Origin of the sequence: Agrobacterium vitis (assembly GCF_013337045.2) — a bacterium.
Classification (GTDB): Bacteria; Pseudomonadota; Alphaproteobacteria; order Rhizobiales; family Rhizobiaceae; genus Allorhizobium; species Allorhizobium vitis_B.
This window is the reverse complement of the sequence record NZ_CP118261.1, coordinates 68,745-87,760: the sequence shown is the minus strand read 5'-3', so window position 1 is coordinate 87,760 and position 19,016 is coordinate 68,745. Positions and strand designations below refer to the sequence as shown.

Below are 19,016 nucleotides of genomic sequence, written 5' to 3'. Positions count from 1 at the left end.
GTTTGTCGCGCGATAAACTGATGAATAGTTCTTGCGCTGGGCGATTTCTACCTTCATTTAGACTCTAGGTTGAGCGGGAAATTTGGCGGGGGTTCAGTCGAACGTAGCAATGTCCTCACCGCGTGCCACAGCCATCAGGGATCATTCTGGGGATCTGTGCAGGATGGTTCTGTTGATTTTCACTGGATCGTCAGCGAGTAGGGTTGCTGCGCACTCGATGCTCCGCGGCAACTCTCGCTGCGTCGGGTATCGAAGACTGTGCGCCAGAAGCGAGACAGGCGAGAGAAGCCGCGGCGGCGGCCCGGCACAAGGCATGATCGAAATCAAGTTGTTCGTCCAACCCAGCTACCAAGTATCAGCAAAAGGTGTCCCCGCACCAACGGTATCCACGGGAAGAATGTTCAATCCGTTGGCCCGATGGATCCGGCCTTGCCGGATAGCAATTACGCCATTGGCGCCGAGTGTCACGACGAGCGCCTGACCTGTATTTTCGTGAAGTCGTTTAAGCAAAGCTTCGCATGTCTCGAATCCAGATTCTTGACACCAACCAGGCACGCAAATTCGATGTCGTTGGCAACGACTACATCCGCAAGCCAGCTAATACCCGACGCGTTGGATGTGATCATTTCGTTGCCGCATTTGGAGATGCGTCCCGACCAGTCGGTCTCGCCGGACTGGCATCGTCGCGGCGTCAGCCCGAAGTGGGCGCCAACGGTCACGGACTTTTTGAAACGGCCGGGATCGTCGACGGTGGCGCGGAAGGTCAGCGCCACGATCGCGCCGACGCCGGGCACCGTCATCAGTCGCCGCACCGCCTTGTCGTTGCGCGCTGCCGCCAGCGCCATGCGATGCATCCGCGCGAACTGGAGGCACATCTCCGCCCGGGCCGCCAGCAGCGGCTCGACGATCTGTTCCAGCTCGGCCATGCCGGCGACCAGCTCGCGCACGCGGGCATCGAACCGGCCTGTCGAAACCTGTCCGACCTTCGGTCCGAACGGCCGGATCAGGCCGCGGATCATGTTCTCCATGTCGATCATCTTGCCGAGCAGCGCCTTGCGGCTGGCCAGGAGCACGCGCAGCGCCTGCGCAGCTTCGGATTCCACATGCACGGGCCGGAACCAGCCGGTGCGCATCAGCTGCGCGATGCCGCGCGCGTCGTTGCGGTCGGTCTTGTTCAGCATGGCGTTCAGCGCCGCCTTGGTGTGGCGCGTCTCGATGCACACGACCGGCAGGCCCTTGTCGTCGAGGGCCGTATGCAGCCAGGCGCTGAACGAAAAAGCTTCCAGCCCGACACGTTTCAGGTGGACGCCCCATTCGGCCAAAAACAACTCGATCGCATCCGGGTCGGACGGCAGCTTTGCCTCCCGGACGGGCCTTGCCCTCGCCATTCACCACGCACACGCTGGTCGCCTCCAGCGATACGTCCAGTCCCGAGTAATAGTCCATTTCCAGCCTCCGTCGCCGATCCCGACGTAGCACCGCGCGCCGCCTTCCATGATCGTTTCACGAAGGCATCATCCCCACAGCCGCAACGCTGGCCAGCGGGCACAGGACAGTAACCCGGCTAGTGAAAAAACACCGCGCCAGCCGATCGCCGGCGACAGCGGGAGATGCTCCGCCATCACTGTCAGACGGGGGTGCAAAATGATCGATCAATTCTTCGCTTCGCTTGACAGGAACCGGTGGTTTCGGAGTTCAGGCGGTCTGCCTGCCACACATCTTTCACCCTCGGCAATACCACTCAGGAACCGCAGCCTGACGCTCAGAGAGCGTGAGGAAATTGCTTTGGAAAAATGCGCCCGAGGTGCTGGAATCCGTGCCATCGCACGTAAGCTGGGACGATCACCGAGCACAATCTCGCGCGAGATCAGGCTGAATTCAGCGACGCGCGGCGGCGACTTCGACTGTCGTGCGATTACTGCATAGTGGCATGCTGATCGAGCGGCTCGACGGCCGAAGGTGGCGAAACTGGCAGCCAATATTGCCCTTCGCGACTAGTACAGGACCGGCTCGACGGCCTCATTGCCACACCCCATGGCATCGCGTTTGATGGACCTGCCGTGGTATGGAAAGGACGACAGGCCGTTCATCGGCAAAGCCGACGCTGGTCCAAAGCCTGGAGTCCAGAACAGATTGCGGGGCGTCTGAGACTTGACTTTCCCCGAGGACATGACGATGCGCATCAGCCACGAAGCCATCTATCAGACGCTTTACATTCGAGGTCGAGGCGCTCTGAAGCGTGAACTATGGCCTGCTTGCGTTCCGGTCGAGCGCTGAGGTTGCCTCGCGAACGGACTCGTAGCCGTGGTAAGTCCTTTCTTGGTGATGCACCGATGATCAGCGACCGTCCCGCGGAGATCGGCGACAGAGCTGCGCCCGGTCACCGGGAAGGTGATCTCATTCTCGGTCTCGGCAGCTCCGCGATCGGCACTCTGGTCGAACGCACGACACGGTTCACAATGCTCCTGCACCTGCCACGCATGGAAGGTCACGGAATCGAAAAATCCGTCAAGAACGGTCCTGCACTCGCTGGACACGGTGCTGGAGCGGTTCGTGATGCGATCGCTGAGACCATCATGGAACTTCCGGCGCATCTACGCCGATCCCTGACCTGGGACCAAGGCACAGAAATGTCGCAGCACGCACAGCTTGGGATTGACACTGGCCTGGATATCTACTTCTGTGACTCTCAAAGCCCCTGGCACCGTGGAAGCAACGAAAACACCGACGGTTTGTTACGTCAGTACTTTCCGAAGGTACAGATTTAAGCCAGCACGGAGCCGATGAGCTTAGTGCTGTGGCGCATGCCCTTAATAGCAGGCCTCGCAAGTCGCTGGGTTATCGCACGCCGGCAGAAGCGCTGGACGGCCTGCTTAAATCGGATATGAGCGAAGGTGTTGCAGCGACCGGTTGAATCTGCCCAATACGCAAGTGAAACCTATCGACGGGCGCTCGATGCCGCGGACCTGCAGGGTTCGATGAGCGCCGTCGGCAACCGATATCACAATGCGCAGGCGGAGAGCTTCATGAAGACCCTGAAAGTGGAGGACCTCTACCCCGCTGGCTACGAAACCTTCGCGGACGTGGCCGAGCGATTGCCCAGGTTCATTGAAGATGTCTACAATGCCAAGCGGCGGCACTCGGCCCATGGCTACAGACCGCCAGCGGAGTTTGAAACCCAACTCGCCCAGCAGGCGGCTTAGTTTGAAGCTCCTCGCTGGTCCAGCCCGAGGGGGTTCACTCCAAAACCGCCTCAGTTCCGCGTGGCAACCAACAGCTATGACCTAAAGGACCATGATCACGCCATTTGAAGGGCCGAAATACACAGCGCTATAAACAAGTGCCGCCGTGGTGCCGGCATCTCGCTCTCTCCTTTCAGAAGGTTGCCCGCATTCCGACATAGAAGGTCCGCGGATCCCCTGGAATATAGCTGATGGGGTTCGATGCACCTGGTACCGAGCTAACCTCCACTCTACTGACCGGCAGCAACGCGCCTATTGTGTCATACTGCGTGTCAAAGACGTTTGAGACGAGCCCAAATAACTCAAAGTGATCGCTAACCTTATAGCGCGCATTGATCGAAAAAACAGCATATGGATCCGACTTTTGTAATTGATTGTTCTCATCATTGAACGCGTAAGTCCCTGCAACCGCTGTAACGATGCCTCCCACGTTCAACCGCTCGTTCAGGGCATAATCAACACTGAAATTCAAAACTTGGTTCGGGATATTCGGCATCTCGGAACCGGGAGGAACGGTGATATTTCGGGACGCGTCAGCCGCAGGGTTTTCTGGACTATAAAACGAGAACTCCTCCTCGAAAGTCGACTTTTGAAGGATATAATCTAATCCGACGTTCCATGGACCGGATTGCAACGCTGCGCCAAGCTGAATGCCTCGCCGCCATGTTTCTCCTACATTGGTGAACATTGGCCGTTCTTCGCGTTGCACGAGCCATAGGTCATTGTCGGCATGCTTGGAGAACAGACGGATATTCCACGAAAGCGTCGCTTCTCCGGATAGTGTATTCTGTCCACGCAGGCCAATTTCGAGATTGTCGTACCGCACTTGGTCCAAAGGTTCATCCGCAATGAAATAGTTGCTGAAAGCACAAGCCGATTCGACGTTGGCGCACATCGTGCCAAAGGGCGTCGGAGCACGATTTTCACGATTCCAACCGGCATAGCCAACCAAATCCGGAGTGACCTTATAGGTCAACCCAAGTGATGGATTGAGGCTTTGGAAGGTTCGATTATCGTTCAAGCTGTAGTCGTAGGAAATGTTTGTGCTTGATCCGTCATACCGTTCGATGTTGGAAAGGTTGTATCGAAGTGTGGCACCCACCGTAAGGCGATCAGTCACTGAAAGCTGGTCGGCCATATAAAGAGAGAAGTATTTGGCCTCTGATTTCACCGAGGTATACTGGTAGGTGTTCTGCCGGTTTGTGAAGCCCAGATCGGTTGTCAACTCCCCCAAAGTTCGAGAAACTGATGCGGAAGTATCCGATGCATCGAATGAGGCGCCGATGACGAAATTGTTCGGACGATCGAACAGCGGGTTTTCGGTCTGCGCCTTGAACGAAACCCCGTAAGCATTCGTTTTATCTTCGAGTTCATTGAAAAATCCATATCGACCCGAAGTCGCATATAGCGGATATCGACTTCCGTTGGTGTCCAAATAGGCACCCGAAACGCCGCAAAGAGTGGAAGGGTCGTCTGCACACGGCAAACCAAGCGCACCTTCGGTTTGCCGTGCCTGACGAGAGGTATATCCGTAATAAGTCTTGCCGCTTAACGTCCACCCATTGTCTGTCTGATGCTCGCCCGAAAGTTCGATTTTACGGGTCTCATCGGACCTGTCGTTTGGCCACAGCCAAGAACTTCCGCGATCATTCGCAAGTAATTCGATGGGAGTGGGCCCACCCGCGGAACTACTGTTTGATTGACTAAAGGTCAGATGCAAACTGGAAGTACCGTCCCGCCAACCTAAATCGCCATATAGCTCCTCGAGATCGCTGTTTGCGTGATCCCGCCATCCCGGATCCTTGATCTTGCTTCCGGCGAGATAGGCTGCAAAGTTGTCGTTCGACTGGCCGATCTGAAGGGTCGAACGATACCGGCCGAAGGAGCCGCCCATCGCACCGATCTCGATACCTTTATGGGTGAAACCATCGGGACTTGGAGGAAGTTTAGCGACATCACTAAACCCGAGCAGAGTTTGTCCAGGCTTCAGATCCCCGACCAACCCTGGTGGCAGTATGAATATGGGACCAACGCCGTTGATCGCCGCTGGACCTGCGAGCGGTGGCCCAGCATCAAAAGTCTGCGGCGAAATTGTCATGCGACGTGGTGGCGGGGGAAGTGCGCCTGTTTGCGGCGGTCCGCCGAAGCCACCAGGACCCTGCGCAGGTGTGCTTTCCTCCGCGGCGAAGTTGGATGGGCACCCATCCGTAGCGGGGGCGCCAGGCTTTTGGGTTTTCGAGCTAGGACAATTCTTGCTTTCGGACAGCGGGACATTGCCCTGCTTTGCTTGGGCAATCCTATCCGTTCTTTTTGATGAGTCCTGAGCACATACGATGTTGCTAATGGCAATTAGCGTCAGCCCGCATGTCCCCACACTTGCAAGGGCACGATTTACTCTGCGCATCGCTGTGTTCTCCTCCCAGCGTGTCTCTTTCGGGATTGTCTTTGAAATACAACCGAACTGATGCTGTAAAACTCGAGAAGCAGCGTTGCTGTCAGCCCCGCTACCAGTCGTTCATGTGCTTCCTGAGCCGATAGATCAGATTTGTCCTTCACCTCAATAAGGGAAACAGGACTGACCTTGGGCTTGCTCCCCGAAACTAAGGAAAATTGTCCGCCGTGACAAAAGAACCTGCTGTCAGCATAAGAATAGCTTCAGGTGGATCGTAATAGACCTGGGTAGTTGTCGTTCCACCTGATTTATTTCACGATAGTTTCGTCCGTGTTCAGCCATTCAAGTGCCGGCGTTCGCAACTGTAGGATGAACCAAACGCGGCTGCGACGACTCAGGATGCCGCAGCCACCTTGCCAGGAAATTCAACCGCCGCCGAATAGGCACAGGTCCGGAAGCACAATCGGTTGGCTTGCCACCCCTGGTCGCCTAGTTGCCTGTTCAACGCACTGAAAGCAGCGTTGGCGATTACCTGAGCTATCTATCAATAGCTTCGCAGAGGCACGTCACCCTGACGACCGTGTCTTCTTGATCGAGGCAAACCTTTCCAGCTCGTTGTGATGACTGACCTTGGGTGGTCGGGTCGGATAGGGGTCTGTCGGGAGGTATCCCAATCCCAGAAGAACCCGGCTTGCCCGCTCTGCGACGAAGTCATATTCCTGGAAGAGATGGCTAGACATGACATCTACGTCGCGACGATAGCGCTGGACCGGATCATCCAACTTGAAGACCGACGACCCCAAGCCCTCGGTGCCCATAAATACCGCCTCTTTGGAGAGTTGCACGATGGTCACGAGATCGAGTTCAGCTTGCCCCGTGAATTCCTCCGTCCAGGTCTCGACCGCTTCGCACTGTTTGATCATCCGCTCGACAAGATCGCGATAGATGAGCCGCGCGGCTCGCACTTTCTGAAATGCCGTCGCCCAGCGTACCCTTACCAGGGGTAGATCCAATCGACGTATATTGAACATCTTCGATTGCGCCATGCGTTCTCGGGCGAGATCTATGCACGCCTCCGCCGAGCCCAGCGAAACAGCCGCCACCATGATCCGAATTGAGCCTAGCGGTGGATACCGCAGGAAAGCCTCCTCGTGGCGAGCCCCTGGATGGAGGTCAGCGGAGTCGAATATTTCGGTATTGATAGCATATTGTTTGGGTATGAACAGGTGATCAACTGTGACCGAGGCACTCGATGTTGCAGCCATGCCAGACATGTGCCAATCGTCATTTACCGTGACACTCGCGTTGTTGAGCGGCACTAGAAACGTGTAAGGAACATCCACGCCATTCTCGTCGACAAAAGCCGTTGCAAAGGTCCAGTCTGAATTCCCTATGCCGGACGCATATCTAAACGTGCCGCTTAGTTGATAACCTCCATCGACCTTTAATGCGTTCCCACCGGGGCTAAGCGGAGCAGAGGCGAGAATGAAGGATCGATCGGCGAACAATTCTTCCTGCGCCTCCCATGGGAGGTGACAAGCCATGTGGCTGTGTTCAATGAGAAAAGAGAGCGCCCAGGCGCTCGATGCGTCGCCATGTGCGAGTATTCGCGCGGTTTCGCATATGGCCCGAGAGCCCAATCCCAATCCACCCCAGCGCTTGGGAACCAACATGTTCCAGAGGTCTTTCGCGTCAGCCATCGTTTGCTCGGGCATACGACGAAGCAATTCGGTCTCGCGTGCTCTTTCCCTAAGTTTCGGAGCGAGGTCCCACGCCTTTGTTAAGATTGCATCGGTTGCTTGCCGAAAGTCCGCACTTTCATTCAGCCGCCAGTCGATCGACCAATCCGCTGTGATACTCATTTGCCCATAGCCTCTGTCAGTTTAGCTCTGGCTTCCGCGGGGCGCAGCATTTCAAGCGGATTACCCGGGAGAACGCCACCAGTCCCGTAAAGGCGGGCACCGGTGCCCAAATCTCCAGCGTCGATCGGTTCGCCGCCGATGCTGGAGATAAACTCGGCCACGACCTTCTTGGCCTGAGCGTCGTCCCCTGAAACATAAAGCGCATTGGCTTCACTTTTGCTTTCCAAGGCTTCAGCAAAGACATGAATCGCATTGTGATTAAAGGCCTTCACTACGCGCGCGCCGGGTAGGTAACCGGCGACAACCATGCTTGATGGAATGCCGCCAATGTCGAAAATTTGCGGTCCGGCCCGGTTATTCGTCGTGTCGACAACGATTTTGCCGTTCCAATCTTTGATGGTCGAGACGGCATCCTTGGTCTTACCCCACGGCGTCGCAAGAATGACCAGATCGGCTGCTTTGATTGCATCACTGACATTGGCAGCCGAAACCTTAGGGCCAAGATCTTGAGCGAGATCTAAGAGCGTATCTGGTCCCCGAGAATTTGACAGAATCACTTCATGGCCAGCAGCGGATGCCAGCCGAGCAATAGCCTGTCCCATTCGTCCGGCTCCGATTAAGGCGATTTGCACCATTTTCTCCTCCCAAGTGTTGCCTGTTATTCCGCGTGACGGAATATAGTTCCATAGTATGGCGCAGGCCCTCATCGGTCAAGTGGGGTATTTCTGATAATTTCCGATGTGTTCTTGCTCCCGATAACACGGTAGACGAAGCAAAGAGTAGTTGCGTGTTGTCGGGGACGGGACCTAGGTTCTTCACGACCCAATGACGGGGAGGCAGCCCGCGAAGACTGTGCGGTGCTTGTCTGGCTTTTCATAGGCTTATCGGGGCGAGCTCTCTGTCGCTTGTTTTCGAAGGCAGCGCTCGTCTTGAGCTGGAATCAACCGCTGGGCACTGTAGTCGCCGCATTCCGCTACACTGATGCTCGGCACAGAGATTGTAATAACGAGGTCGATTTTGGGAATGGGACAGATTTCCCACCAGGGGCGAACCAACTGTGAATGGATCTATTTGTATCACATAAATTGCTCGTTTTGTCGGAGGGTGCCGGGAGCTTAATAGGGGGAATCGAAATCCTAGGCCTCTCTCCCATTACGCGTGCTTACCCTTGACATTGGATCTCATTTGCGAAATCATTCCCTTCGATGAAATAATGTTCCGTTAGATGGAATACGGCGTTTTGTCCATCGTGTCACGACGGCTGGGAGGAGAAAGTCTCGTGGTAGTGTTCTTAGCAAATCCCCGGGCAACGGCCGTAACAGACCGATTTTTCCGGCAGCAAATGATTGTCTTGGTGTTGTGGGCTGAGGAGCCTCTCCGGCTCCGCGAGTCAGGGCTTGTTAATCTCCCATTCAATTGGGCTGAGGGAACATCTGCGCAATTTTTGCGCCGTCTCGCCGCCGCCGCTTCGACTGGAGAAGTATCTAAGGTTGCTCGTGACGCCGCATTGCCACCAATTCGGAGCCGCCTCGCTCTGAGCCGACGGCCTCGGAACTCCGTCACACTCAAGGGCGACTCATTGCATTCACTATAAGCCACTCCAAGATTTCCGAGTAATAATCTGAAAGCGTCGAGGGAGTGGATCTGGCTGTCAGGAGGACAAGTCACCACCGTACCGTTTATTGGACGCTCGTCTAGGGAGGAGATATGCGTTTCCAGGCTATGATGTGCAAAGAGTCCGGCGAGCAGCTGGAGACTCTGGAACTTTTGCCGCTGCGCCCACAAGAAGTGGTTGTCAGGGTCCAAGCAACGAATGTCGGCAGCGCAGATGTGCTGTCGATTGATGCGCCGCCACCCCCCGGAACCGCCGACAAAGTCGCTGATGGAGCTTCATCAGTCCTGCCTACATTGCCGCGGCTTCCGGCTAACATAATCCACGGTCATGCGGCGGTGGGGCTGGTTGAACACGTTGGCTCGGCTGTCGGTGGTGTCAAAGTAGGCGATCGCGTCCTCGTGACGAGTTCCGCTAATTGTGGCCAGTGTCACTTTTGCCGGCGGGGGCGAATGGATCAATGCGCTCAAAATACAATGGTGAGTCCTCCCATCGCATGCTCCGATGCAGGCGGAGAAGTGCACGGCAACTCGTATGTTGGCAGCTTCGCTGAACTGGCCGTCACTCGCGAGACCCAGGTCACGACGATCTTCAGCGATCTGCCACTAGAACAGCTGGCATTGATCAGCAACCCTGTGAGTACTGGAGTAGGCGCTGCCTTGGTCACCGCACCTATCCAGGCGGGAAGCATCGTCGCCGTTATTGGATGCGGACCGGTTGGCCTGTCTTACATCATGGCTGCCCGGCTGGCTGGTGCTTCACGGATCATCGCCGTTGAGCCGTTGGCACAGCGGCGCCAGGCGGCCCTGCGGTGCGGCGCCACGGATATCATTGATCCCCGCGAAACCGATCCTGTTGCCGCGGTGCAGGAATTATCCGGCGATGCCGGAGGCGAGATGCAGGGCCGTGGCGCCGACTACGTCTTCGAAGCGGCGACCGATGCTCGTGCAGTCGAACAAGCTTGGGCAATGGCGCGCTCGGCCGGACATGTCGTGCTCGCGGGCATAGATATCCGCCCCGGCGCGATGGTCAGCTTTCCGGCGGCACCATTTGCCCTCGGTGGTAAAGTGATCCACGTCTGCCAACAAGGCTCCCTCATAATGCGACGTGATCTTCCATGGCTGATACGGCTCGCGGAACGAGGCCAGCTCGATCTCAGCTCGCTTGCCCAGCGCAGCTATGGCCTTGGCGAGACTGGCCAGGCTCTGCGCGATGTATCTAACCGAGCCGTTCTTGGCGCCACTGTGCTGCCAGGCATCTAGTCGCCACTGCTGGCGCATCATTAGGAGAACAAGAGAGATGACCATCCAGACCTTCCCTGAAAAGGAGGCATCAAATCAACTGATCCTGCGGGCCTGCGGTTTGAAGGACCAGATACGCGCCCAAGCCGGCGCAGCTGAACGTCTCGGTCGCTATACCCCTGAACTGCACCAAACTTTCCTGAAATCCGGCTTCTACAATCTCCTTACCCCGACCCGCTATGGTGGGTTGGAGACCGACCTGCGCACATTTGCAAAGATCATGATCGAGATCGGCCGCGGAGACCCCGGTACCGCTTGGTGCCTGTGTTTGGGGCAAGGTCACGCGTTGACCACTGCAACGCACTGGCCAGAACAAGGCCAGCGCGAGGCATTCCACAATGGCAGCGGCTACTTTCGCGCTTCACACGGGGTCAATCCCAGCGGTACAGCGCAGCGCGTTGAAGGCGGCTGGTTGGTCAATGCCCGCTCGCCCTATCAATCCGGTGTTGCTTACGCCACCCATGCCACCGTCACTGTGCGCGCTGTCGACGAGCAGGCTCTCAAAGCGCCGGCCTCCGACGCGCCAGCGCGTGTCGCCGACTTTTCGGCAATGCTCCACGTGCTGATACCCGCCGGCAAGTTCAAAGTCAGTGATGACTGGGGCGCCGATCGGGTATTCGGTATGCGGGCTAGCGGATCCAATTCCGTTATTGTTGAAGATCTTGTCGTCGCCGACCATCAGGTCGCCAGGTTCGGGCCCGATCCGGCTCCGGTGGGGAGCGTTCCGGGTGCGCGTCTACACGATAACCCGATCTACGCCGGCGGTCCCTCCGTGTCCTTTGCTCAACTCGAACTTGTGGTTACCGTCGTCGGTGCTGCACGCGCAGCATTGGACGAATATGAGGCACTGGCCAAGACCAAAGCTCCCTTGACACCGGGGACAAGCGGACTGCGGTTCCAAGATCCGTTTTATCAGCGTGATTTTGGTGCTGCAAAGATGAAAGCTGATGCTGCCGAAGCTATCGTATTGCACACAGCTGAGGCTATGAGCGCCTTGAGCCGCGACGCGGTAACCGGCAGCCGGCAATTTGACGTCAAGGCCGACAATACTTTCGCCGGCATGATTCTCGAAGCCGGAGAGTTGGCGTGTGACGCCGTTGATATCTTGTTCCGCTCGGCCGGGACCTCCGCGTCCATGGCGAATCAGCCCATGCAGCGGTACCTGCGCGACATCGCGATTTACCGCACTCACCGCGGTAGCCAATATAATTCGACCGCTCAGCGTTACGGCGCCGTCGCTCTCGGTGCTTTTCGGAATCCGACATGATTTTTGCCACCAGCTATCGGGCCTGTCTTTCCTGACCGCAGCAGCGTCGGTACCCGTGAAACGACCGGCCGGTTTAATCGGAACGTTCAATGTAGGGCGCTTTGATCCGAGGAGGACGGATCAGGCGGATGCCTACAAAAAGCAACGAAACCAATTTTGGCTCCAGAATGGGGTCGGTCAATCGAGCCCCACGTCCACAATACTCAACCGACAATTCTGACAAAAAGACCAACACAGTCTGTCAAATCCGGAGGAACAACGAAAATGTCGCAAACTTCTACGCTTTCTGCTCTTACTCCGAACATCCCCCCCGCTTCGTTCAGACAATATCTAGCTATAATGCGTACCTATCCCAAGAAGGCATGGACTACGCTGCTGGCAGCGATCGCTGTCGTATTCTTCAGCAGCACCGTTTACCAATCCGCTGTGGCCTTCACCGTGGGGCCAGTTTCAGCGGGGTTCGACTGGCCACTATCGCATGCGGTAGCGGCATTTACGCTTCCGATAATTATCGCGCCTGCACTGCTGTTACCGCTGGGTGGTTATTTGGTCGGGCGCTCCGGGCTTCGCACCGCTGGGGCGATCTTCGGAGTTCTTTACGGGCTGAGCACTGCTGCGGTTGCTGTATTGCCAGGCAACTTCACAGTGATCCTCATCGCACTAACGTTGTCCGTAGGCTGCAGCTTCATCCTTGTTTTCTCCGTTGCTTTCAGAGCGGTAGCCGGGTGGATGCCCGTTCATAGTGGTGCTGCTTTTGCAATCGTTGGTTCCTTGACTAGCCTTGTTAGTGTCTTGTTGCCGCCCATCCTCGCCGAGACAGCCGCCACAATAGGCTGGCGCGCCCTCTTCGTATCGATCGGGCTTTGCTACATAATCGTCGCCCTGCCGATGCAACTGTTCTTTCTGACAACACCGACCAACGATACGCGTGGAACTGCCGTTGGCATTACAACAAACCAAGACGCCAGCGAAATTAATCAGGAGCGCGCCCCCCGAAAGTCAATGTGGGGATTGCTGCGCAGACCAGTTCTCCTTGCGTCGATCCTAATCAACGCGATGTTGCTCGCGCCTACCGTTGTCGTCTTCAACATCGCTGAGTCTCTGCTGAGCGAATCTGGTTACACTATCGGACAAATCTCGCTGTCGTTGTCGGCGGCAAAAGTGGGCTCCGTCATCGGGCTGATCTTCATTGGACCCATGCTGGACCGAGCGGCATCGCCGCGAGTGATCGCTGTCCTATTTGTCAACGTCGTCATCGGATTGGCTATCGTCGCAACAACGCAGAATGTGTTCTGGGCTCTGCTCGTGGCCATGTTCCTGATCGGGATGCCATTCGGCGCGGAACTCATTGTCCCCCCGCTTTTGATGCTCCGCTATTTTGGAAAGGGCCTTTTTGCCCAAGCTCTCGCACTGAACATGGGACTGAGTGCCGTAATCGCAGGGGCCGCTCCCACTCTCGCCCAGATCTTGCGCGAACAATTTGGGAGCGGCACGTTGCTGATAACGCTTATTGCGATGACATTGGCCATAGCTGCCCTCACTTACGCGATGCCGAAATTTCCAATCCTTCCCGAGGGCGCAGACATGCCAGAGGAGCAGGCAGGCAATCGGTATAGAAGCAAATAGCTCGCATGAGCGTGGAAGACATTAACCATACCGATCTCTGTCTCCAGACCGCAACCGCAATGGTTCTTCCGCTCTATCTACGGACGGTCGCCGGCTACCCTTCGTTATGCCGGCGGCAAATTCGGAAAGTCTTTAGCAATGAAAGAAACACGGACGATTGCTTGCTTCGAGACAATGGTGACCCATAGGCGGACGCGCGGACCGCGCGTCCGAAGGAATAGCCTTCGGCAGTTCATGCTGGTCGGTACGCCGAGCTTGGGCCACTACACATCAGAACGCATACTCCCGTGCTCCAAAGTTGCCACACGGCGCTCTCTTAGCCTCGCATAACCGGCAGGAGCATTATGGGCTTTGTCTCACTTGTGCTGGGCACTTGCCCGCGGTTTCGTCGTTCTCACCGACATCGCCAGCGGCGCCGAAGGAAGCAAGTGCCTCATCAATCTCGTCGTTTGCGCTCAAGGCCGTCCCGCACTTTATCCAACACCGTCGCGCACTCCCTAGCGTTTCATTGAGGTACCAGCTATGGCATCCATCCAGCAGAAGATCACACTTACAAGCATCGCGATTTTCGTGTTGGCTGGTGGGGCTACCGGCACCGGTCTTTGGTCTGTTTTAACCTTTGCGAAAAAGGCCGAAGAAATCACGTACTCGTCGAAACTTTTACAGAACCACATGCAGGCTAACATGATGCATAATGCCCTTCGTGGCGATGTTCTCGCATCCCTGTAGGCGTCCGATCCCTCGTCCGGGATTTCGTTGGATGCCGTGAAACAAAATTTCACGGAGCATGCTGCGGCACTTGATCAAATGCTTGCAGAAAACAAAAGGCTCGCCAACGATTCCCAGATGCAAAAAGTGTCACCTGGCTTCGAGCCCATCTGTTGGTCTTTCTTGATAGCGCCACCCGCCTTGTCGCATTGGCACAAACAGACAAGGCCGAGGCCAAAAAGGCCTTGTCTGACTTCACGAAGCAGTTTTCGGCTCTCGAAACCGCGATGGAAGAGGCAAGCGATCAGATAGATGCGCGTTCTGAGCAGGGCTCGGACTGGGTCAGTATCGACATAATCTTAGATATTCTGCACGGGCTTTTTGGAACGGCAGTCTTGCTGATGGGCCTAATATTCTATCTCTTCCGCAAAACAGTCAGCAGACCCCTTCTTATGTTGGCAAGGGACATGGCGGCCCTAGCAAGCGGGAGAACTGACATTGAGTGTAAAGTGATAGGGCGTAAGGACGAAATCGGCTCGATGGCCGCGGCGGTAGAAGTGTTTCTTCAGGCGGCTATCGCCAACGAGCAGTTGGAAGCAGATGCTGAACTTGCCCGTCGTCAGGCTGAATCCGATCGTCGCGCCGCCCAGGAAAACGCTGAAGCCGATGCAGCTGAGCGGTTGAGAGTGGCTACATCTGGGCTTGCAACTGGACTGAAGCGCTTGTCGGCCGGTGATCTTTCGTGGCAGTTGAATGAAGCGTTCTCCCGCGACTTTGAACCGTTGCGTCACGACTTCAACACGTCGGTCAAACAGCTTAGAGATACGCTACGGGCGATCTCCGATAGTATCTCTACTATTAACAACGGTTCGCGGGAAATCGCTTGCGACGCCAACGATCTTTCTCGCAGGACCGAACAGCAGGCTGCGTCTCTTGAGCAAACAGCCGCGGCGTTGAATGAAATCACCATCAACGTGTCCAATTCGACCAGGAGAACTGTTGATTCGCAATTCGATGCGGCGACCGCCAACGAAGACGCTTCCCGTTCCTCGAAGGTCGTCGCGCAGGCCGAAGATGCGATGCAGAGAATTGAAAATTCCTCTGTTCAGATTTCTTACATCATCGGCGTCATCGACGAGATTGCCTTCCAGACGAATCTTCTTGCGCTTAACGCAGGCGTCGAGGCGGCTCGTGCTGGCGAAGCAGGAAAAGGCTTTGGTGGCGCAGGAAGTGCGTGAACTGGCCCAACGCTCTGCGACCGCGGCAAAAGAAATCAAGGCACTTATCCATGCATCTACGATGGAGGTCGATACCGGCGTCCAGCTTGTGCGTGAAACTGGAATGGCTTTGAAAGAAATTGCTGCACGGATTGCTGACATCAATCAGCACATGAGCGCCATCGCCACCGCGTCCCGAGAGCAATCAATCGGGCTTGCAGAAGTCAATACCGCTGTCACTTTGCTGGACCAAACTACCCAGCAGAATGCGGCTATGGTAGAGCAATCAACGGCAGCTTCGACAGCGCTCGCTCAAGAAGCGGAAAAATTGCGCGAACTCGTCGGTCAATTCAATCTTGGAGCCACCACAACAGCATCTTCTGCTGTGGTGAAGCGAATAGCTCAGCTTGGCTGCGGCAATTCGGTTGTCGAACTGCGGCCGCAAGCCGTCGAAGGGTCCCTATTAGGAGAAATCCGAGAGAGCGGAATTTCAGAGGAGGTAGCGTCCGCTATATGGAGCTAGTTTCTTCTATCCAGCCACTGGTGTGTCAAAGTTGGATTAGTCCATCGTTCCATGATCGCAATCGAACAGTACAATAGTCATCCGTCGCTGAGACAACGCCCCTGACTACTTGGTACGCTATTCGTTTGGCATGTGGTTCCAAATCGCTCAAGTATCCCTAAGAAGCAAGTGAACCGTCTAGCGCGCAACGCAGGAACGCAGGCAGATCTTGGGCCAGAGGTTCGGGGTCACCGGCGCTCACGCGGTAGGAACTACACACTCAGGCACACGGACTTGATTCTCGAGATAATCCTCAATCCCGTATTTCGAACCTTCACGGCCCAGACCGGATTGCTTGATGCCGCCGAACGGGGCAACCTCGGTCGAGATCAGACCAGTGTTGACGCCGACCATGCCGTATTCGAGAGCTTCGGCAACGCGGAACCTCCGAGCTCAAGGCCGAGCTTCATGATTTCCTCGGCGCCCGGACGCATGAGGGTTTTACCAATGCTCGTCGAACCGGTGAAGGTCAACTTGCGCACCTTGTCGTTCTCGGTGAATTCCTTCCTCAGCGCAGGCGAATCTTTCGAGGTCACGACATTAAAGACGCCTGCCGGCAGGCCGGCGCGTTCTGCGAGAATGGCGAGCGACAGGGCTGAGAGTGGCGTCTCGGATGCCCGCTTCGAAATCATCGCATCCGGCGGCCACCGCCGGCGCAAACTTGCGAGCCAGCATAACGTTGGGGAAGTTCCAGGGCGTGATCGCTGCGACGACGCCAATCGGCTGCTTGATCACCAGGATGCGCTTATTTTGCTGGTGACCTCGGATCGTGTCGCCATAAACGCGTTTTGCCTCCTCGCCGAACCATTCGACATAAGACGCGCCGTATAAGATTTCGCTTTTATGAGTGGCTTCCGGATACGTTGGCGCCGCGAACGTTGAATGCTCGGCATTCATTGGAGCGGGGCGGATCGCCAGTTACCAACTGCCCCTGCTAGTCGAGACGTCCTACCGCCTCAGCGCCGATGTTCGCGAAGATAAAAACACTCTCTAATCTGGCCCACTCAGCCGAGATGCAATCGACGATACTTACCACTAAAATACAGTAGCGGGTCGCGGCGAGGATCGAAGGTTGCTCGCTCTACTTTCCCAACCAGGATAATGTGATCTCCACCGTCATATCTTGCGTGGGTGCTACATTCGATGGATGCCAGCGATTTTGGCAAAATTGGCGCACCGCTCTCTCCGACGCGCCATTCGACGTGAGAAAAGCGGTCGCCCGACTTGCTTGTAAACAGATTCGATGTCGGTTGCTGACCAATATGCAAGACATTGACCGCAAAACTATCGGTCTGCTCAAACGTGACAAGGTTGCTGGAACTTTTTGCTATACAAACCAATAGCAACGGCGGATCAAGGGACACCGACGTAAAGGAATTTGCCGTAAGGCCAATCGGTGTCGAGTCGGAGCGAAGTGCTGTGATGATCGTAATGCCGGTGGCAAAACAACCCATCGCGTTTCGGAGTGTTCGCGAATCAGATCCGGCAATATAGTCGGGCGGAGTGCGAGGGTCCTTCTGTTCCAAAAAGTTTAGGAGGACCGCGTTAAAGAGATCGAGGCGTTCTGCAGGATTGAGATATTCGGCGGTAGCGATCTCGACGACTTCAAGATTGGGCGCCGTTTGGTGGAAACTTAAGCATACGTCTTCTGCCCTGTCGGCATGACGACTGGCAACAAACATCAGAGGAACTGTTACGTTCGATGCTGCGGCCTCGAGACGAGTTCGCATGTCGCTTACGTCGAAAGTGATTTCGTACGAGGGATCCCAATCGAAGCCTCCATTGCCGGCTTCCTCTTGTGGATCGCGATCAAAATTAGGTGGCGCATCGCAAATCACCAGGCCGGACGCCACCGGCGCCCTGCTTTCCCCCAACGCGGCGCATGCTACCCATCCACCTACCGAGGTCGCAACGATGGTCGGACGCGAGGAAAGCTGGCTGAGAACATATCGCAGTCCTTCGACAAGCTCATCGAACGTCAATCGCCGCGTTCCGGGGCTTTCTATGAACTCGGGACCTCGTAGATCGATAGAGATCACCTGCCTACCTGCAGTGACCAAGGCTCGGGCGACATCCGTCCACGCCTCCTGGGTACGTCCGCCGCCGTGCAGTAGCAGCACGGTCGGGTCATCCGCATCACCTACGGTTTCGCCTTTGATTGTGGCGTTCCCAAACCCTCTGAAGTTCATCGATGTCATAGCGAACCTACCTTTACTTGGACCAACGCCATCTCAGATGATGGTCGATTAAAGAGATTACGGGGCATACTTTCCGGTCAGCTGCGGACCGAAGAAGCCAGGTCGCCCAGTTTTCTCGTGCTCGGCCCTCGTTTGCCGGTCCCAGGTTCGTTTAAGCTCATCCATAACGTCCATTGTGAGCCTCCCCAAACCTTTGACCTCCAGCTCAATTCGGTCACCGTCCATCAGGGGATGTAAGCCTTGGTGATTGGTGCCGAGTGCTATGATGTCTCCAGGTTCGATTGTGTGCACAGAGGAAACAAATTCAACGCACCGCTCAATGCGATAAGCCATGTCCCTAGTGTTAAAATCTTGCATCAACTGGCCGTTATTCCAAAGCTTGACGTCAAGGTTTTGTGGGTCGGCGATCTCATCTTTCGTCACCACGTAAGGACCGACGGTGCAGAAAGTGTCGCGCGATTTCATCTGGTAAAAATTGTTCCTGTCGGGTCCTAACCCACGCACCGAACCGTCGATAAGGTTTACGTAACCGAACACATGCTCCATCGCTTGTGATGCCGGCACCTGATAGCCCCGCTTACCAACAATCAAGGCCATCTCCGCTTCGGCCTCAAAAATGCTGCCCGGAACGTCAGGAAGTACCATAGTCTCGCCGGGACCACTGATTGCGCCGGCCGTTTTGTGAAAGGCATTGATGGGTGCGGGAGGGATACCGCTGCCATCTTCAATGAAGTTCATTGCCAGGCAATCGATATTGATCGGCCGCCGGACTGGTGCCAGTAGTTGCACACTGCTTAGGGGCCGCCCCGAACCGGAACGCGCCGCCTCGCTCAACAACGGCCCGAACCGATCCCAATGCTCGATCAGCGCCCCAAAGTCGCCAGGCCGAATATATGCCTCACCGGGTTCATTTGGATAAACCGCGACCTTCTGTGCAAGGACGGCGTCCGATACGTCGATAATTTCATTTCCAACCACGACACCCAATCGCGTATTATCAAAATAAGCCAAACGCATTGTAGCTCTCCC

At 56.0% G+C, this 19,016-nt stretch carries 11 protein-coding genes and 3 pseudogenes; 6 read left to right on the top strand and 8 right to left on the bottom strand.

Annotation, left to right across the window (positions count from 1 at the left end):
* Positions 1-345 precede the first annotated feature (345 nt).
* Positions 346-555, bottom strand: coding sequence for a PfkB family carbohydrate kinase (locus G6L01_RS28150; protein ID WP_420360034.1), 210 nt, complete (start codon positions 553-555; stop codon positions 346-348).
* Positions 465-1,388, bottom strand: coding sequence for an IS110 family RNA-guided transposase (locus G6L01_RS23295; protein ID WP_081356553.1), 924 nt, complete (start codon positions 1,386-1,388; stop codon positions 465-467). The genes G6L01_RS28150 and G6L01_RS23295 overlap by 91 nt, the downstream gene beginning before the upstream one ends.
* 256 nt (positions 1,389-1,644) lie before the next feature.
* On the opposite strand from G6L01_RS23295, the pseudogene G6L01_RS23290 reads away from it, so the two are divergent.
* Positions 1,645-2,914: pseudogene (locus tag G6L01_RS23290) on the top strand (IS30 family transposase).
* Between the two features lie 112 nt (positions 2,915-3,026).
* The gene (locus tag G6L01_RS23285; protein WP_234902254.1) at positions 3,027-3,203 is read left to right on the top strand and encodes an integrase core domain-containing protein; all 177 of its coding nucleotides are present in this window, start codon (positions 3,027-3,029) and stop codon (positions 3,201-3,203) included.
* A gap of 172 nt (positions 3,204-3,375) precedes the next feature.
* Here the strand turns inward: G6L01_RS23285 and G6L01_RS23280 are convergent, their stop codons facing one another.
* The 3 genes from G6L01_RS23280 to G6L01_RS23270 all read right to left on the bottom strand — a co-directional run bounded on the left by G6L01_RS23280 (position 3,376) and on the right by G6L01_RS23270 (position 8,131).
* Entirely contained in the window at positions 3,376-5,646 is a 2,271-nt protein-coding gene (locus tag G6L01_RS23280; protein WP_081356554.1) for a TonB-dependent receptor, read from the bottom strand.
* Positions 5,647-6,200: 554 nt separating this feature from the next.
* Complete coding sequence (locus G6L01_RS23275; RefSeq protein WP_071205863.1) at positions 6,201-7,496, bottom strand: acyl-CoA dehydrogenase family protein; 1,296 nt, start codon at positions 7,494-7,496, stop codon at positions 6,201-6,203.
* The gene (locus G6L01_RS23270; RefSeq protein ID WP_071205861.1) at positions 7,493-8,131 is read right to left on the bottom strand and encodes an NADPH-dependent F420 reductase; all 639 of its coding nucleotides are present in this window, start codon (positions 8,129-8,131) and stop codon (positions 7,493-7,495) included. The genes G6L01_RS23275 and G6L01_RS23270 overlap by 4 nt, the downstream gene beginning before the upstream one ends.
* Before the next feature lie 1,072 nt (positions 8,132-9,203).
* Between G6L01_RS23270 and G6L01_RS23265 the strand changes: the two genes are divergently transcribed.
* The 4 genes and pseudogenes from G6L01_RS23265 (at position 9,204) to G6L01_RS23250 (ending at position 15,750) form a co-directional block, all read left to right on the top strand.
* A complete protein-coding gene (locus tag G6L01_RS23265) occupies positions 9,204-10,370 on the top strand; it encodes a zinc-binding dehydrogenase (protein ID WP_081356556.1) in 1,167 nt (388 codons plus the stop codon).
* Between the two features lie 37 nt (positions 10,371-10,407).
* Positions 10,408-11,676 carry an acyl-CoA dehydrogenase family protein gene (locus tag G6L01_RS23260; RefSeq protein WP_071205857.1) on the top strand — a complete coding sequence of 423 codons (1,269 nt, stop codon included), beginning with the start codon at positions 10,408-10,410 and terminating at the stop codon, positions 11,674-11,676.
* A 264-nt stretch (positions 11,677-11,940) separates the two neighbouring features.
* Positions 11,941-13,302, top strand: a complete 1,362-nt coding sequence (locus tag G6L01_RS23255; protein WP_071205855.1) for an MFS transporter — start codon at positions 11,941-11,943, stop codon at positions 13,300-13,302.
* 522 nt (positions 13,303-13,824) lie between these two features.
* Positions 13,825-15,750 (top strand): annotated as a pseudogene (locus tag G6L01_RS23250) (methyl-accepting chemotaxis protein).
* A gap of 251 nt (positions 15,751-16,001) precedes the next feature.
* Here G6L01_RS23250 and G6L01_RS23245 read toward each other — a convergent pair.
* From G6L01_RS23245 to G6L01_RS23235, 3 genes and pseudogenes are all read right to left on the bottom strand, one after another.
* Positions 16,002-16,647, bottom strand: a pseudogene (locus G6L01_RS23245) (aldehyde dehydrogenase family protein); the annotation flags it as partial.
* A 146-nt stretch (positions 16,648-16,793) separates the two neighbouring features.
* Positions 16,794-17,987, bottom strand: coding sequence for an alpha/beta fold hydrolase (locus G6L01_RS23240; protein WP_081356557.1), 1,194 nt, complete (start codon positions 17,985-17,987; stop codon positions 16,794-16,796).
* 57 nt (positions 17,988-18,044) lie between these two features.
* On the bottom strand, positions 18,045-19,004 hold the full coding sequence (locus G6L01_RS23235) for a fumarylacetoacetate hydrolase family protein (RefSeq protein WP_071205844.1): 960 nt from the start codon (positions 19,002-19,004) through the stop codon (positions 18,045-18,047).
* Positions 19,005-19,016 lie beyond the last annotated feature (12 nt).

Coding starts and splice junctions, on each gene's coding strand:
- G6L01_RS23260 (WP_071205857.1), top strand. CDS start 10,408: ATGACCATCCAGACCTTCCCTGAAAAGGAGGCATCAAATCAACTGATC.
- G6L01_RS23240 (WP_081356557.1), bottom strand. CDS start 17,987: ATGACATCGATGAACTTCAGAGGGTTTGGGAACGCCACAATCAAAGGC.
- G6L01_RS23265 (WP_081356556.1), top strand. CDS start 9,204: ATGCGTTTCCAGGCTATGATGTGCAAAGAGTCCGGCGAGCAGCTGGAG.
- G6L01_RS23280 (WP_081356554.1), bottom strand. CDS start 5,646: ATGCGCAGAGTAAATCGTGCCCTTGCAAGTGTGGGGACATGCGGGCTG.
- G6L01_RS23285 (WP_234902254.1), top strand. CDS start 3,027: ATGAAGACCCTGAAAGTGGAGGACCTCTACCCCGCTGGCTACGAAACC.
- G6L01_RS23275 (WP_071205863.1), bottom strand. CDS start 7,496: ATGAGTATCACAGCGGATTGGTCGATCGACTGGCGGCTGAATGAAAGT.
- G6L01_RS23255 (WP_071205855.1), top strand. CDS start 11,941: ATGTCGCAAACTTCTACGCTTTCTGCTCTTACTCCGAACATCCCCCCC.
- G6L01_RS23235 (WP_071205844.1), bottom strand. CDS start 19,004: ATGCGTTTGGCTTATTTTGATAATACGCGATTGGGTGTCGTGGTTGGA.
- G6L01_RS23295 (WP_081356553.1), bottom strand. CDS start 1,388: ATGGCGAGGGCAAGGCCCGTCCGGGAGGCAAAGCTGCCGTCCGACCCG.
- G6L01_RS23270 (WP_071205861.1), bottom strand. CDS start 8,131: ATGGTGCAAATCGCCTTAATCGGAGCCGGACGAATGGGACAGGCTATT.